Source organism: Streptomyces sp. NPDC012794 (assembly GCF_042901085.1).
In the GTDB taxonomy this organism is placed as follows: domain Bacteria; phylum Actinomycetota; class Actinomycetes; order Streptomycetales; family Streptomycetaceae; genus Streptomyces.
In genome coordinates this window covers 127,285-140,976 of record NZ_JBIBCI010000018.1, presented here as the reverse complement: position 1 = coordinate 140,976, position 13,692 = coordinate 127,285, and the positions used below count along the sequence as shown (strand labels likewise).

Here is a 13,692-nt window from a genome sequence, read left to right as displayed (position 1 = left end):
CAACCCATCCGCTTCGGCACCGACAACACCAAGGGCGTGCTCCGCGATCCCGCCACCGGAGACCTCCAGGCCGTCACCGTCACCGCGGAGAACGAGTCGCGGATCCTGACCCACGACGCCCACGCCACCTCCCCCACCACCGCCTTCGCCCTCTCCCGCCTCGCCGACCCCGACACCCTCCACCACACCCCCATCGGCGTCTTCCGCAGCACCCAACGCCCCGTCTACGACTCCCTCATGGCCGACCAGCTGGAGGCGGCCGTCGACCAGCACGGCAAGGGTGACCTGGCGGCGCTGCTGGCCGGCTCCGACACCTGGACGGTGGTCGGCTAGGGCGCACGGGCCCCGGCGCACGGCGCACGGGCGGCCTCCGGCAGCCCGGATCCCGCTACGGGGTCCGGGCTTCGTCGTAAGCGGCCCGGGCCGCCTGCACCTCGCCGGTACGGCGTTCCGTCCAGCGGGCCAGTGCCCACACCTGCTCGGCGGCCTCCCGGCCGAGGTCCGTCAGGGAGTAGTCCACGTGCGGCGGGATCACGGGGTGCGCGTGGCGCAGTACGAAACCGTCCCGCTCCAGCGTCTGGAGGGTCTGGGCGAGCATCTTCTCGCTGACCCCTCCCACCTCCCGGCGGAGCTCGCTGAACCGGTAGGAACGCTCCACCAGGGCGGCCAGGACCAGTACGCCCCAGCGGCTGGTCACGTGCTCCAGGATCCCCCGCGACGGGCACATGGGGGCCTTCACTGTCACGGGCTGCACACTTACGTCCATACCAGTACCTTACTTTGAAGTGGGTACTTACGAATAGTTAGCGCTCTCCATACGCTGGTGCTGTCTCCGCGAACGAACGCGGGGAACCCACCGCACCAGGAGCGCATCATGAGCATCGTCGTCACCGGAGCCACCGGAGCCCTCGGCCGCCTCGTCGTCGGAGAACTGCTGGAGCGGGTCCCCGCCGGCGAGCTGGCCGTGGTCGTGCGCAGCGCCGAGAAGGCCGCCGACCTGGCCGCGCGCGGCATCGACGTACGGATCGCCGACTACGACGACCCGGCCGCGCTGGCCGGCGCCTTCCGGGCCGGCGACCGGGTCCTGCTGATCTCCGGCAGCGAGGTCGGGCGGCGGATCCCGCAGCACACCGCCGTGATCGCGGCCGCGAAGGCGGCCGGGGTGGCCCAGCTGGCCTACACCGGCATCCTCGGCGGACCCGAGGCCGACTTCGAGCTGGCGGCCGAGCACCGGGCCACGGAGCAGGCGATCCTCGACTCCGGGCTGCCGTACACCTTCCTGCGCAACGGCTGGTACCACGAGAACTACACCGCGCAGCTCCCCGCCGTCCTGGAACACGGTGCGGTCGTCGCCAGCGCGGGCGAGGGCCGGATCGCCTCGGCGGCGCGGGCGGACTACGCGGCCGCCGCGGCGGCGGTACTGACCGGCGAGGGCCACCTGAACCAGGTCTACGAGCTGTCGGGCGACACCGCCTGGAGCCTGGCCGAGTACGCCGGCGAGGTGGCCCGGCAGTCCGGCCGCGAGATCTCGTACGCCGCCGTGCCGGCCGACGCGCACCTGACCGTGCTGACCGGCGCCGGGGTGCCCGAGCCCTTCGCGGCGATCCTCGTGGACGTGGACGCGGCGATCTCGCGCGGCCGGCTGGCCGGGACGAGCGGCGACCTGTCGCGCCTGATCGGGCGGCCGACGACGCCGGTGGCCGCGGCCATCACCGCCGCCCTGGCCTGATCACCGGCCGTCCGGCCCCGCGCCCGGCCCGGTCACCGGCCGTCCGCCCCGGGGATGTCATGGCGGGTGTCATGAGTATCTCGTGGAAACGGGCATGACAGCAGCGCCCTGCGGCGCTACGGTCGTGAGGTTGTGAGATTGGCTGGAAGTTGCACTGGAGGCCCCGTGAAGGCGGAGAACGAGCAGCGCACGGGTTTGCTCTACGGATTCGGCGCATACGGAATGTGGGGGCTCGTCCCCCTCTTCTGGCCCCTCCTCAAGCCCTCCGGGGCGATCGAGATCCTCGCCCACCGCATGGTCTGGTCGCTGGCCGCGGTCGGCATCGCGCTCCTCGCGCTGCGCCGCTGGGGGTGGATCGCCGAGATCGTCCGCCAACCGCGCAAGCTCGGGCTGACGGCCCTCGCGGCGGCCGTGATCAGCGTCAACTGGGGCCTGTACATCTGGGCCGTCAACAACGGCCAGGTCGTCGAGGCCAGCCTCGGCTACTTCATCAACCCGCTGGTCACCATCGCCATCGGCGTCCTGGTGCTGGGCGAGCGGCTGCGCCGGGCCCAGTGGGCGGCCGTGGGGATCGGCTTCGCCGCCGTGCTGGTGCTGTCCGTTGGCTACGGCCGGCTGCCGTGGATCTCGCTCACGCTGGCCTTCTCCTTCGCCGCCTACGGGCTGATCAAGAAGAAGCTCGACATGGGCGGGCTGGAGTCACTGGCCGCCGAGACGGCCCTGCAGTTCCTGCCGGCCCTGGGCTACCTGCTGTGGCTGGGGGTCCAGGGGCAGTCCACCTTCACCTCACACGGGCTGGGACATGCGGCGCTGCTCGCCGCGACGGGGCTGGTCACGGCGATCCCGCTGGTCTGCTTCGGGGCGGCCGCGATCCGGGTGCCGCTCTCCACGCTGGGGCTGCTCCAGTACCTGGCTCCGGTGTTCCAGTTCGGGCTCGGCGTCCTCTACTTCCACGAGGCGATGCCGCCGGAGCGGTGGGCCGGCTTCTCCCTGGTCTGGGGCGCGCTGGTGCTGCTGACCTGGGACGCGCTGCGGACCGCCCGGCGCTCGCGGGCCCTGCTGGCCGAAGCCTCCGTCGCGGCGGCGGCCGGAGCAGTCGCCGCGGCCGTGGCCGGAGGGGGTGCCGGACCGGTTCCGGTACCGCCCGGAACGGAACCGGCTCCGAGCCGCGATCCCGCGTAGCCGCGCGCGGGTGCGCGCATCCGCTGCACGCGCCCCGATACACCACACGGTCCCCGGTACGGAACATCCGTACCGGGGATCGTCCGTTTTCCGAACTACCCTGACCGGATTGTGGTCTTGACGGATAGTCACGCTCTCACTGAACATCAGGCTCGCACTGACGCACCAATGCTCACCTGCACGATTCCCGCACGTTCCGTCTCATCCCCAACGGATCATCCCAACGGAATCCCGGAGCCCCCACATGAGCCTGTCCGTCTCCCGGCGTCTTGCCGCCGCGACCGCCCTCGCGGTCGCGGGGCTGCTGGCCGCCACCTCTCCCGCCGCGCTCGCCGCGCCCACGGCCGTGACCGCGGCGCCGACGCCGCCCGACATCCCGCTGGCCAACGTCAAGGCGCACCTGACACAGCTCCAGACCATCGCCACCAACAACGGCGGCAACCGCGCCCACGGCCGGGCCGGGTACAAGGCCTCGATCGACTACGTGAAGGCCAAGCTGGACGCGGCGGGCTTCACCACCAGCCTGCAGACCTTCACCTCCAGCGGCGCCACCGGCTACAACCTGATCGCCGACTGGCCGGGCGGTGACCCCAACTCGGTCCTCATGGCCGGCTCGCACCTGGACTCGGTGAGCTCGGGCGCAGGCATCAACGACAACGGCTCCGGCTCGGCGGCCGTCCTGGAGGCCGCGCTCGCGGTGTCCCGCGCGAACCTCCAGCCGACGAAGCACCTGCGCTTCGGCTGGTGGGGCGCGGAGGAACTGGGCCTGGTCGGCTCGAAGTACTACGTCAACAGCCTGCCGGCGACGGAGCGGGCGAAGTTCTCCGGCTACCTGAACTTCGACATGATCGGCTCGCCGAACCCGGGCTACTTCGTCTACGACGACGACCCGACGATCGAGCAGACCTTCAAGAACTACTTCACGGGCCTCGGCGTCCCCACCGAGATCGAGACCGAGGGCGACGGCCGCTCCGACCACGCGTCCTTCAAGAACGCGGGGATACCCGTCGGCGGTCTGTTCACGGGCGCCAGCAACACCAAGACCTCGGCCCAGGCCCAGAAGTGGGGCGGCACCGCCGGCCAGGCCTTCGACCGCTGCTACCACTCGTCCTGCGACACCACGTCGAACATCAACGACACCGCCCTGGACCGCAACTCCGACGCCATCGCCTACGCGATCTGGAACCTCGGCGCGGCCACCCCGGTCCCGCCGGGCCCGTCCTTCGAGAACACCGCCGACGTGACCATCCCGGACTCCCCGGCCGCCGCGGTGACCTCGCCGATCACGGTCTCGGGCGTGGCGGGCAACGCGCCGGCCACCACCAAGGTCGACGTGAACATCGTCCACACCTACCGCGGTGACCTGGTGATCGACCTGATCGCCCCGGACGGCACGGCGTACCGGCTGAAGAACTCCAGCTCGGACTCCGCCGACAACCTGGTCGCCAGCTACACGGTGAACGCCTCCGCCGAGGTCGCCAACGGCGTGTGGAAGCTCCAGGTCAAGGACGTGGCCGCGCAGGACGTGGGCTACATCAACAGCTGGAAGATCACCTTCTGACGGCACCCCTTCCGGGCCCGCTGCGGATCTCCCGGCCCCGGCGTGATCCGACGCGATCACGCCGGGGCCCGTCGCCGCGACGGGACACCGCAGGCGCCGCGCGTCCTGCGACGCCGGTGGTGCTACGCGTCCTCCGACGCCGGCCGCGTCGACGCGGACAGGGGCTCCTGGATGCGGGCGCGCAGCTCCTGGGCGACCGCGGTCACGTCCGCGCGGCCCAGCTTCGCGGCCTCCACCAGGTCGCCGAGCTCCTCGGGCGTGGGCAGCTGCTTCGCACCGGCCACCCGCAGGTACGAGCGGGTCGCGGCGGCCGCGTAGAACTCGTTCATCGGGGATTCCAGCGCGGGGCAGACGGCGAGCGTGTGCAGGAAGGCCGCGGCCCGCCAGGCGGTGTCGGGGGCGGGCTGCTCCGGGACCATGACCAGGTCGTTCTGGTGCCGGGCGACTGCGGCGGCCACCCCGGAGGGGTCCCACACGGCGGGGTCCGACGGCAGATGGTGGGCCAGCGCGGTCCAGGCCCACTCCATGGTGATCTTCAATTGCCGAACCGCTCCTGGAAGTAGCCCCAGTGGTCGGCGAACTCCTCTATGCCGGTGAGGAACGTCTTGCGGTCCTCGTCGAGTTCGCGTTCCGTGACCTCGGTGATGAGCGCGGTGACCGTCGTCCCCAGCGCCGCCGCGCGCGCCTTGAGGCGTTCGTGGAACTCTTCGTCCAGGCGGATGGTGACGTGTCTCGACATGTCCATCACGGTACAGCGGCAGCGCTGCACGGAGGAGGGGAACGGCACAAGGGTGGCCGGGGACACAGGTCCCCGGCCACCCCGGCGGTACCGCGGTTACTTGGCGGAGTCGGCCGTCCTGACGAGCTGGTCCTTGGTGACCGCGCCGACGTAGACCTTGCCGTCGTCCGTGATCAGCGCGTTGACCAGGCGGGTGGAGAAGACCCGGCCCTCGCCGAACTTCCCGGAGACCTTGTCGCCGAGGGAGTTCAGGAACTGCTTGGCCTCCTTCGGCGCGTTCTTGTCGTTCTCCAGGTCCTTGAGGGACCGGCCGGCGCCCGTGTCGATCCGCGCCACCGTGGACCAGCCCTCGCCGAGGACCTTCACCTCGCCCTTGCCGTCCGCCCCGGCGGCCAGGTCACCGAGGCCGGGGAAGGATTCCAGCGCCTTGAGCGGCTTGTCCTCCTTCTGCCCCTTGCCGTGCGCGCCGCCCTCCGTCACCTTGGCGCCCTTCGGCGGGGTGAAGGCGAAGGCGTCCGCGGCCGGCTTGGCGAAGTCCACCTGGGTGAAGCCCGCGTCCACGATCGGCTTGCCGCCCTGGCTGGACAGCAGCTGGATGCGCAGCGGTACGCCGTTGCGGGCATCGACCGCGATCCGCACCGAGCCGACGGTGGAGCCGCTCTGCTTGGGCGTGAGGACCAGCTGGTAGGCGTCGCGCCCGGCGACCTGCGCCGTCTCGCCCACGCTGATGTCGGTGGTGGGGCCGGCGGCCTTGAGGACCTCCTGGGCCAGCTCCTGCGGCGAGGCCGGGAGGCGGTCGGCGGTCTTGCCGTGGCCCGGGCCGGCGTCCTGGCCGTCCTTGTCGTGGAAGACCTCGTTGGACTTGGAGTCGTATCCCCAGACGTCCTTGCCGTTGTGGACGAGGGTGTACTCGTCCTTGCCGTCCAGGAAGGTCAGCTTCTGGCGGTCGGGGCCGTCGGCCGCGACGCGGAAGGTGTGCGTGCCGTTGGCCAGCTGCGCGATCTTCTCCTCGGGGTCGGCCGAGCCGCCCGCGACCCCGCCGCCGCCCAGCAGGCCGGAGGCGAACTGGGGGAGGCCGAGGTCGGTGGAGATCTTCGCGGTGCCGGAGAGCTGCTGCGCGTCGGAGGCCGCGACCTTCTCGATCAGCTGCTGCGCCGTCACCTTGGGCAGGTCGGGACCCCCGGCGTTGGCGAAGGCCGGGACCATCGCGGCGGTTGCCGCCGCGACACCCGCCACGGCGACCGGTACGGCGTACCGGGCGGCCTTGCGCGAGGTCTTCGTGTTCGCTGCCATCTGAGTGCCCTGCCCTCTGTGTCTACGGCGGCGGCCCCCGTGGCGCCGCACTCACCCGTTCCGGTGGGATTCGATGTCTCCATCTGACCAAATCGGCGGACTCGGGGCGTCAGTCCCCGGAATCAACTCCGTGTACGACCGTGGGATGACACGGGAAGGGCCCCCGCACCCCGACCCGTAGGGGTCGCGGGGCGCGGGGGCCCTTCCGCCGCGGAGGGGGGCGGAGGTCAGCCGGCGCGGTGGACCACCGCGTCGCACAGCTCCTCCAGCGCCGACTTCGCGAAGCACTCCGGCAGCGGGGCGAGCGTGGCGCGCGCGTCCTCCGCGTACTGGACGGTGTCGCGGCGGGCCTGCTCCAGCGCGGGGTGCACCCGCAGCCGGGAGAGGACCTCGGCGTGCCGGGCGTCGTCCGTGAGGTCCCCGTCCAGCAGGGCCACGAGCTCCAGGTCCTCGGGGCGCCGGTCCCGCGCGGCCGTCTCGCGCAGCCGCAGCACGGGCAGGGTCGGGATGCCCTCGCGCAGGTCGGTGCCCGGGGTCTTGCCGGACTCGTGCGAGTCGGAGGCGATGTCGAGGACGTCGTCGGCGAGCTGGAAGGCGGTGCCGAGGCGCTCGCCGTACTGGGTCAGGATGTCGACGACGGACTCGTCGGCGCCGGACATGAGCGCGCCGAAGCGGCCGGAGACGGCGATCAGCGAGCCGGTCTTGCCGGCGATGACGTCCAGGTAGTGCGCGACGGGGTCGCGGCCGTCGCGCGGACCGGCCGTCTCCAGGATCTGGCCCGTGACGAGCCGCTCGAAGGCCTCGGCCTGGATGCGCACGGCCTCCGGCCCGAGGTCCGCGAGGATGTGCGAGGCGCGGGCGAAGAGGAAGTCACCCGTCAGGACCGCGACGGAGTTGCCCCAGCGGGCGTTCGCGCTCTCCACCCCACGGCGTACGTCCGCCTCGTCCATGACGTCGTCGTGGTAGAGCGTCGCCAGGTGGGTGAGCTCCACGACCACGGCGGACGGCACGATGCCGGGCGCGTAGGGGTCGCCGAAGCGGGAGGCCAGCATCACCAGCAGCGGCCTGAACCGCTTGCCCCCGGCGCGCACCAGATGCTGCGCGGCCTCGGTGATGAAGGGGACTTCGCTCTTGGTGGCCTCCAGCAGACCCGCCTCGACGGCGGCCAGTCCGGCCTGGACATCGGTCTCAAGAGCCTGGTCCCGCACGCTCAGTCCGAACGGCCCGACGACGGTCACGAGGGGTACTCCTGTCTGCTGACGATCACGCTGACGATCACCTGGATTGTCGATGTGTCGCTGCCATCACTCAAGCCAGCGTATCCGGTCCGTTTTCGATCACCGAGAGCGCCTGTCCGGTTGCCGCACACGCGCAGTCCGATCCATCCCGGTATGTTCGGTGAGAGCCGAAACGACCGGAGAACATGTTTTGTCCAGAACTGTCACCGATAGGGGCGGGCCCGGGGCCGGAAGCACCGGGGCCTTCGCCGGCCCGCCGGCCACGGCCGCCCGACGGGTCGCCGACGGGTGCCGCGGTTCCGCCGCGCCCGCCACCCCCCTGGCGCGTATCGGCCGGTTGACGACGGCCCGTTCGGCCCCGTCCGCCGAGGGGCCGGTGAGGGAAAACCGATGATCATCCGTACCGACTTCCCGTACGCCACCGCCCACGAGGATGTCCGGATCCCGATGCCGGACGGGGTCGGGCTCCACGCCCGCGTCTGGCGCCCCGTGACGGACGAACCCGTACCCGCCTTGCTGGAGTACCTCCCCGACCGGCTGACCGACTGCACCGCGCCCCGCGACCGCCAGCGCCACCCCTGGTACGCCGGGCACGGCTACGCCTCCGTCCGGGTGGACGTACGCGGCCACGGGTGCAGCGGGGGCCGCCCCGGCGGCGCGCACGACGCGCTCGAAATCGCCGACGGGGCCGCGGTGGTGGAGTGGCTGGCCGCGCGGCCGTGGTGCACGGGAGCGGTGGGGATGACCGGCATCTCCCGGGGCGGCCGCGACGCCCTGCGGATCGCCGCCCTGGCGCCGGAGGCGCTGAAGGCCGTCGTCACCGTCTGCTCGACGGACGACCCCTACGACAACGACTCCTGCTACACGGGCGGGTCGGTACTGGCCGCGGGCATGCACGCCCGGTCCGCCATGGCGCTGGCCCTCGCCGCCCGCCCGCCCGACCCGCGCCATGCCGGCGACGGCTGGCGGGAGCAGTGGCTGGACCGGCTGGAGGGCGTGGAACCGCCGGTCCACACCTGGCTCTCGCACCAGACCCGCGACGCCTACTGGCGCCACGGCGGCGTCCGCGAGGAGTACGCGGCGATCGGCGCGGCGGTCCTCGCCGTGGGCGGCTGGCACGACCCCCACCGGGACGCGGTGCTGCGGCTGGTCTCCCACCTGCCCGCCTCCCGGGTGCGGGGCCTGATCGGGCCCTGGTCGCACCAGTACCCGGACCGGGAGCTGCCGCCGGGACCGGCCATCGGCTTCCTCCAGGAGACCCTGCGCTGGTGGGACCACTGGCTGAAGGGCACCGACAACGGGGTGATGGACGAACCGCTGCTGCGCGCGTGGATCAGCGGCTCGCACCCGCCGGCCACCGTGTACGACCGGCTGCCGGGCCGCTGGGCCGGCGAGAAGGCGTGGCCGTCGCCCTCGGTCGTGCCCGTCTCGTACGGGCTCCAGGGCCCGCCGGTCACGGTGGCCTCGCCGCAGCACACCGGACTCGACGCCGGGCGCTACCGCCCCGTCGGCGACGACGGCGACCTGCCGCCGGACCAGCGGGAGGAGGACGCGAAGTCGGCCTGCTTCGAGTTCCCCGTGCCCGTGGACACGGGCGAGCCGGTGGAGGTCCTGGGGCGGCCGTCGGTGACGCTGCGGCTGCGGATGGACGTCCCGTACGGACAGGTCGTGGCGCGGCTGTGCGACGTCGCCCCCGACGGGGCGTCGACGCTGGTCACGCGAGGGGCGCTGAACCTGTCGGCGCGGTACGGGCCGGACCGGGCGGCGCCGTGGCGGGCGGGCGCGTACGAGGACGTCACCTTCGCGCTCAACGGCATCGGCCATTCCTTCCCGCCGGGGCACCGGATCCGGCTCGCGGTGTCCTCCGCGTACTGGCCGTGGATCTGGCCGCGGGCCGGCTCGGAGGCGGGCTGGACCCTGGACCCCGCGGGCAGCACGCTGGAACTCCCGGTCCGCGCCGCCTCCTCCCTGGACGCGGGCATCGCCTTCGAGCCGCCGGAACAGGCCGAGCCACTGGGGGTGGTCCACCCGGAGACGCTGGACGCGCCGCGCCCCGAGCGGGTGGTCGTACGCGACGTCGCGCGCGGGGTGTGGCGGCTGGAGGTGGACCCCCGGCACGGGGGGACGCGGGTGTACCCGGACGGGCTGGAGTACGAGGAGGAGGCGACGGAGGTGTACGAGATCCAGCAGGCCGACGCGCTGTCCGCCCGCACCCGCTCGGACTGGCGGATCCGGTTGCACCGCCCGGAGGACGGGTGGGACGCACGGGTGGAGACCCGGTCGGAGATCTCGTGCGACGAGGGCGGCTTCCTCACGTCCGACGAGGTCGTCTGCCGTGAGGGCGAGGAGGTCGTCTTCCACCGCACGTGGGAACGCCGCCTGCCGCGCGCGGCGGGCTGAGCCGCGTCACGAGCGGAACAGCCGCTCCAGCACCACCGCGATGCCGTCCGCCTCGTTCGACAGGGTCACCTCGTCGGCGACGGCCACCAGCTCCCGGTGGGCGTTCGCCATCGCCACCCCGTGCGCGGCCCACGCGAACATCGGGATGTCGTTCGGCATGTCGCCGAAGGCGATCGTCGACTCCGCCGCGGCCTCCAGCACCGACGCCGCCCGCGCGAGCCCACTGGCCTTGTCGACGCCCGGCGGCTGGAGTTCCACCGTGTGCTCCCCCGCCATCGTGACGTTCACTAGGTCACCGACCACCGACCGCGCCACCCGCGTCAGTTCGTCGTCGTCCAGCCGGGGATGCTGGAGCAGCACCTTGTTGATCGGCGACGACCACAGCTCGCCCCGCCCGCGCACCCGCACCATCGGGAGGTGCGGGTGCGGCATCCGGTAGCCCGGCCCCACCAGCATCTCCGCGTCCAGCCCCTCCTGGTTGACGGCCACGTACACCTCGCCGATCTCCGCCTCGATCTTGCCGAGGGCCACCTCGGCCAGGCCCCGGTCCATCGCGACGGAGTGCAGCAGGATTCCGCGCGCCGCGTCGTACACCTGCGCACCCTGCCCGCACACCGCGAGCCCCGTGTAGCCGAGGTCGTCGAGGACGTGCCGGATCTGTGGAACGGGGCGGCCGGTGACGACGATGTGCCGGGCACCGGCCGCGCGCGCCGTCGCGAGCGCCGTGCAGGAGCGGGCGGAGACGGTGTCACCGGCGCGCAGCAGAGTCCCGTCCAGGTCGGTGGCGATCAAGGAATAGGGCAGGGCGGAAGTCACCCCGCCAAGGATACGGACCCCAATGGACAAGTCCTACAATTGGCGTCTTCGCCACCTGAAGGTGGAGGATTCCCGCCTGACCCCCCTTATTGAGCGGCGGCCTTCGGGTGGTTCCTGCTTCATCACCCATAGCCCGGCTTGCCGGGTCTTACACGGATTCCACAGGCGTTTTACCTCTCGGCCCGCCCGGCCGCGAGGAGTTGGCGCCCTTCGGCGCGGAGGTTGATCTCGGCGTTGCCGTCCCTGTCGTGAGTGGCGCCGCAGTCGCACACCCAGTGCGCGCACCGCACCGCGAGCACAGTTGGGTGGAAGGGAACCACCTGCTCACCTTGACGAAGCCGCGCCCGTACCGTGCACACTTGGCTTCGAGGGTGCGGGCGAGCACACCCAAGGGTCGCGTCGCCGGTCGGCGATGCGGGCATGGATCCTGGTTACGGCCAGCTTTGCTTTGCGCCGGTTGTTCGATCCCTTCTGGCACCTGCTGAGCTTGCGCTGAGTACGGCGGAGTTTCTTCTCCTGGCGGCGGAAGAACTTCGGGGAGGCGATCTTCCGGTCGCGCAGCACGGCGTAGGAGGACAAGCCCAGGTCGATCCCGGTGTCGGTCTCTTCCCAGTCCAGCTCGGGAAGCGGCTCGGCGTCGGCCTCGACCACGAAAGAGGTGAAGAACTGCCCGGACGCGTCCCTGACGATCGTGACTGACGACGGGGCGGAGGGAAGTTCGCGGGACCGGCGAACCGGTACATCGCCGATCTTCGGAAGCCGGAGTGCGCCGTCCTCGGTGATGGAGAGGCGAGCCGCCTTCGTGAACCTGACAGCCTGGCGACTGGCCTTCTTCTTGTAAGCGGGGCGGTCCGATCTTGGGGCCCTTGCGAGTGCCCTTCTTCGACGCGAAGAAGTTGCCGTACGCGGTCCCCAGGTCCCGCAGGGACGATTGGAGTACGACCGCCGATACCTCGCCGAGCCAGGAACGCGCCTCGGTCTTCTTCGCCTCCGTAATCACCAGCCTGGCCAGCTCGACGATCGACGGGACAGGCCTGCCCTGCCTGTAGGCGCCCTGGCGGATGCTCAGCGCGTCATTCCAGACCACACGCGCACACCCGAAGGCCTGCGCCAGCGCCTGCCGCTGGACGGCATTCGGGTAGACCCGGTAGTGGTAGCACAACCGCATGGACGGACCGTACGACCCGCAGCCACCAACCCGTGCGAAATGACACGATGTGACCTGAAGCAACAACATCTGCCCGTTTTCGTCTTCCCACGTGTGTTTCATCTCCGATCGAGCACCCGAGCTTTCACTCGGGATCCTGGGTAGCGTGTCCCGCACCGTGTCTACCGGGACACCCCCGGCCCCCCTCGAAAGCGAGGCAGCACCCCATGCCCCAGCAGAGCCCCCTCGACGTCCCCGAGGGCGACCCGTTCGGGCCGCACAACCTCCCCTACGGCGTGTTCTCCACCCCGGCGGAGCCGGAGCGCCGCCGCGTCGGCGTGCGCCTCGGCGGGTACGTGCTCGACGCGGGGGCGGTGGCCGTCGCCCTCGGGTCCCCGTACGCCGGGCTGCTCGCCCAGGGTTCGCTCAACCCGCTGCTGGCCGCCGGCCGCACCGCCTGGCGCGACGTGCGCCGCGCGCTGACCGCGTGGGTCACCGACCCCGGGCACCGCGGGACGGTCGAGCCGCACCTGCTGCCGCTGGACGCGGTCACCCTGCACCTGCCGTACGAGGTCGCCGACTACGTCGACTTCTACGCGAGCGAGCACCACGCCACCAACGTCGGACGGATCTTCCGCCCGGACGGGGACGCGCTCACCCCCAACTGGAAGCACCTGCCCATCGGTTACCACGGCCGGTCCGGCACGATCGTGGTCTCCGGCACCGATGTGGTGCGGCCGTCGGGGCAGCGCAAGGCACCCGCCGACCCGGCGCCGGTCTTCGGGCCGTCCGTGAAGCTCGACATCGAGGCCGAGGTCGGCTTCGTCGTCGGCACCCCCTCGGAAATGGGCCGTCCGGTCGCGCTCGGCGACTTCGAGGAGCACGTCTTCGGGCTGTTCCTCCTCAACGACTGGTCCGCGCGCGACATCCAGGCCTGGGAGTACGTGCCGCTCGGCCCGTTCCTCGGCAAGTCGTTCGCCACCTCCGTCTCCGCCTGGGTGACCCCCCTGGAGGCCCTGGACACGGCCCGGGTCGCCCCGCCCGCCCGGGACTTCCCGCTGCTGCCCTACCTCGACGACGCCGGCGTCGACCGCCCCGGCGGCTTCGACCTGCGCATCAGCGTCTCCATCAACGGGCAGGAGGTCGCCCGGCCGCCGTTCGCCTCGATGTACTGGACGGCCGCCCAGCAGCTGGCCCACATGACCGTCAACGGCGCCTCGCTGCGCACCGGCGACGTGTACGGCTCCGGCACGGTCAGCGGCCCGGAGCCCGACCAGCGGGGCTCGCTGCTGGAGCTCACCTGGAACGGCCGCGACGCCGTCGAGCTCGCCGACGGCAAGCGCACCTTCCTGGAGGACGGCGACACCGTCACCCTCACCGCGTGGGCCCCCGGCGCCGACGGCACCCGCGTCGGCCTCGGCGAGGTCACCGGCCGCATCACCGCCGCCCGGTAGGACGCACGAGGGGCGGCGGGCCTCCCCCGCCGCCCCAGCCGCCCCGCCGCCCCGCCGCCCCGCCGCCCCGCCGCCGGTCGGGCGTACCGCCCCGGCGCGCCTACTCCGCCCGCACCGCCCGGGTGGCGGGGGC

At 72.1% G+C, this 13,692-nt stretch carries 11 protein-coding genes and 3 pseudogenes; 6 read left to right on the top strand and 8 right to left on the bottom strand.

All coding sequences use genetic code 11. From position 1 onward, the window contains the following. Positions 1-333 (top strand): annotated as a pseudogene (locus ACFY7H_RS27885) (2-oxoacid:ferredoxin oxidoreductase subunit beta); the annotation flags it as partial. Between the two features lie 55 nt (positions 334-388). Here the strand turns inward: ACFY7H_RS27885 and ACFY7H_RS27880 are convergent. After that, a complete protein-coding gene (locus ACFY7H_RS27880; protein WP_388943295.1) occupies positions 389-766 on the bottom strand; it encodes a winged helix-turn-helix transcriptional regulator in 378 nt (125 codons plus the stop codon). Positions 767-874: 108 nt separating this feature from the next. Between ACFY7H_RS27880 and ACFY7H_RS27875 the strand changes: the two genes are divergently transcribed. The 3 genes from ACFY7H_RS27875 to ACFY7H_RS27865 all read left to right on the top strand — a co-directional run bounded on the left by ACFY7H_RS27875 (position 875) and on the right by ACFY7H_RS27865 (position 4,472). Continuing rightward, positions 875-1,729: an NAD(P)H-binding protein gene (locus ACFY7H_RS27875; RefSeq protein ID WP_388943292.1), complete on the top strand. Its 855-nt coding sequence runs from the start codon at positions 875-877 to the stop codon at positions 1,727-1,729. Between the two features lie 165 nt (positions 1,730-1,894). After that, positions 1,895-2,911 carry an EamA family transporter RarD gene (gene rarD, locus ACFY7H_RS27870; protein ID WP_388943289.1) on the top strand — a complete coding sequence of 339 codons (1,017 nt, stop codon included), beginning with the start codon at positions 1,895-1,897 and terminating at the stop codon, positions 2,909-2,911. Between the two features lie 244 nt (positions 2,912-3,155). Then, on the top strand, positions 3,156-4,472 hold the full coding sequence (locus ACFY7H_RS27865; protein WP_388943287.1) for a M28 family metallopeptidase: 1,317 nt from the start codon (positions 3,156-3,158) through the stop codon (positions 4,470-4,472). Between the two features lie 122 nt (positions 4,473-4,594). Here the strand turns inward: ACFY7H_RS27865 and ACFY7H_RS27860 are convergent, their stop codons facing one another. The 4 genes from ACFY7H_RS27860 to ACFY7H_RS27845 form a co-directional block, all read right to left on the bottom strand. Beyond that, complete coding sequence (locus tag ACFY7H_RS27860) at positions 4,595-5,011, bottom strand: hypothetical protein (RefSeq protein ID WP_388943284.1); 417 nt, start codon at positions 5,009-5,011, stop codon at positions 4,595-4,597. After that, complete coding sequence (locus ACFY7H_RS27855) at positions 5,008-5,211, bottom strand: hypothetical protein (RefSeq protein WP_361608417.1); 204 nt, start codon at positions 5,209-5,211, stop codon at positions 5,008-5,010. The genes ACFY7H_RS27860 and ACFY7H_RS27855 overlap by 4 nt, the downstream gene beginning before the upstream one ends. A 96-nt stretch (positions 5,212-5,307) precedes the next feature. Then, entirely contained in the window at positions 5,308-6,504 is a 1,197-nt protein-coding gene (locus tag ACFY7H_RS27850; RefSeq protein WP_388943281.1) for an outer membrane lipoprotein carrier protein LolA, read from the bottom strand. Between the two features lie 227 nt (positions 6,505-6,731). Continuing rightward, on the bottom strand, positions 6,732-7,742 hold the full coding sequence (locus tag ACFY7H_RS27845; RefSeq protein WP_388943278.1) for a polyprenyl synthetase family protein: 1,011 nt from the start codon (positions 7,740-7,742) through the stop codon (positions 6,732-6,734). Between the two features lie 390 nt (positions 7,743-8,132). Between ACFY7H_RS27845 and ACFY7H_RS27840 the strand changes: the two genes are divergently transcribed. Further along, positions 8,133-10,142: a CocE/NonD family hydrolase gene (locus ACFY7H_RS27840; protein ID WP_388943275.1), complete on the top strand. Its 2,010-nt coding sequence runs from the start codon at positions 8,133-8,135 to the stop codon at positions 10,140-10,142. Positions 10,143-10,148: 6 nt separating this feature from the next. Here the strand turns inward: ACFY7H_RS27840 and ACFY7H_RS27835 are convergent, their stop codons facing one another. The 3 genes and pseudogenes from ACFY7H_RS27835 to ACFY7H_RS27825 all read right to left on the bottom strand — a co-directional run. Then, entirely contained in the window at positions 10,149-10,958 is an 810-nt protein-coding gene (locus ACFY7H_RS27835) for an HAD family hydrolase (protein ID WP_388943273.1), read from the bottom strand. A 324-nt stretch (positions 10,959-11,282) separates the two neighbouring features. Further along, a pseudogene (locus ACFY7H_RS27830) lies at positions 11,283-11,747 on the bottom strand (RNA-guided endonuclease InsQ/TnpB family protein); the annotation flags it as partial. 304 nt (positions 11,748-12,051) lie between these two features. After that, positions 12,052-12,126 (bottom strand): annotated as a pseudogene (locus tag ACFY7H_RS27825) (helix-turn-helix domain-containing protein); the annotation flags it as partial. Between the two features lie 206 nt (positions 12,127-12,332). Here ACFY7H_RS27825 and fahA point away from each other — a divergent pair. Further along, positions 12,333-13,559: a fumarylacetoacetase gene (fahA, locus tag ACFY7H_RS27820; protein WP_388943270.1), complete on the top strand. Its 1,227-nt coding sequence runs from the start codon at positions 12,333-12,335 to the stop codon at positions 13,557-13,559. The last annotated feature ends 133 nt before the right edge of the window (positions 13,560-13,692 follow it).

Excerpts from the sequence above, each read along its gene's own strand:
- ACFY7H_RS27865 (WP_388943287.1), top strand. The coding sequence starts at position 3,156 with ATGAGCCTGTCCGTCTCCCGGCGTCTTGCCGCCGCGACCGCCCTCGCG.
- ACFY7H_RS27840 (WP_388943275.1), top strand. The coding sequence starts at position 8,133 with ATGATCATCCGTACCGACTTCCCGTACGCCACCGCCCACGAGGATGTC.
- fahA (WP_388943270.1), top strand. The coding sequence starts at position 12,333 with ATGCCCCAGCAGAGCCCCCTCGACGTCCCCGAGGGCGACCCGTTCGGG.
- ACFY7H_RS27850 (WP_388943281.1), bottom strand. The coding sequence starts at position 6,504 with ATGGCAGCGAACACGAAGACCTCGCGCAAGGCCGCCCGGTACGCCGTA.
- ACFY7H_RS27880 (WP_388943295.1), bottom strand. The coding sequence starts at position 766 with ATGGACGTAAGTGTGCAGCCCGTGACAGTGAAGGCCCCCATGTGCCCG.
- ACFY7H_RS27875 (WP_388943292.1), top strand. The coding sequence starts at position 875 with ATGAGCATCGTCGTCACCGGAGCCACCGGAGCCCTCGGCCGCCTCGTC.
- ACFY7H_RS27855 (WP_361608417.1), bottom strand. The coding sequence starts at position 5,211 with ATGTCGAGACACGTCACCATCCGCCTGGACGAAGAGTTCCACGAACGC.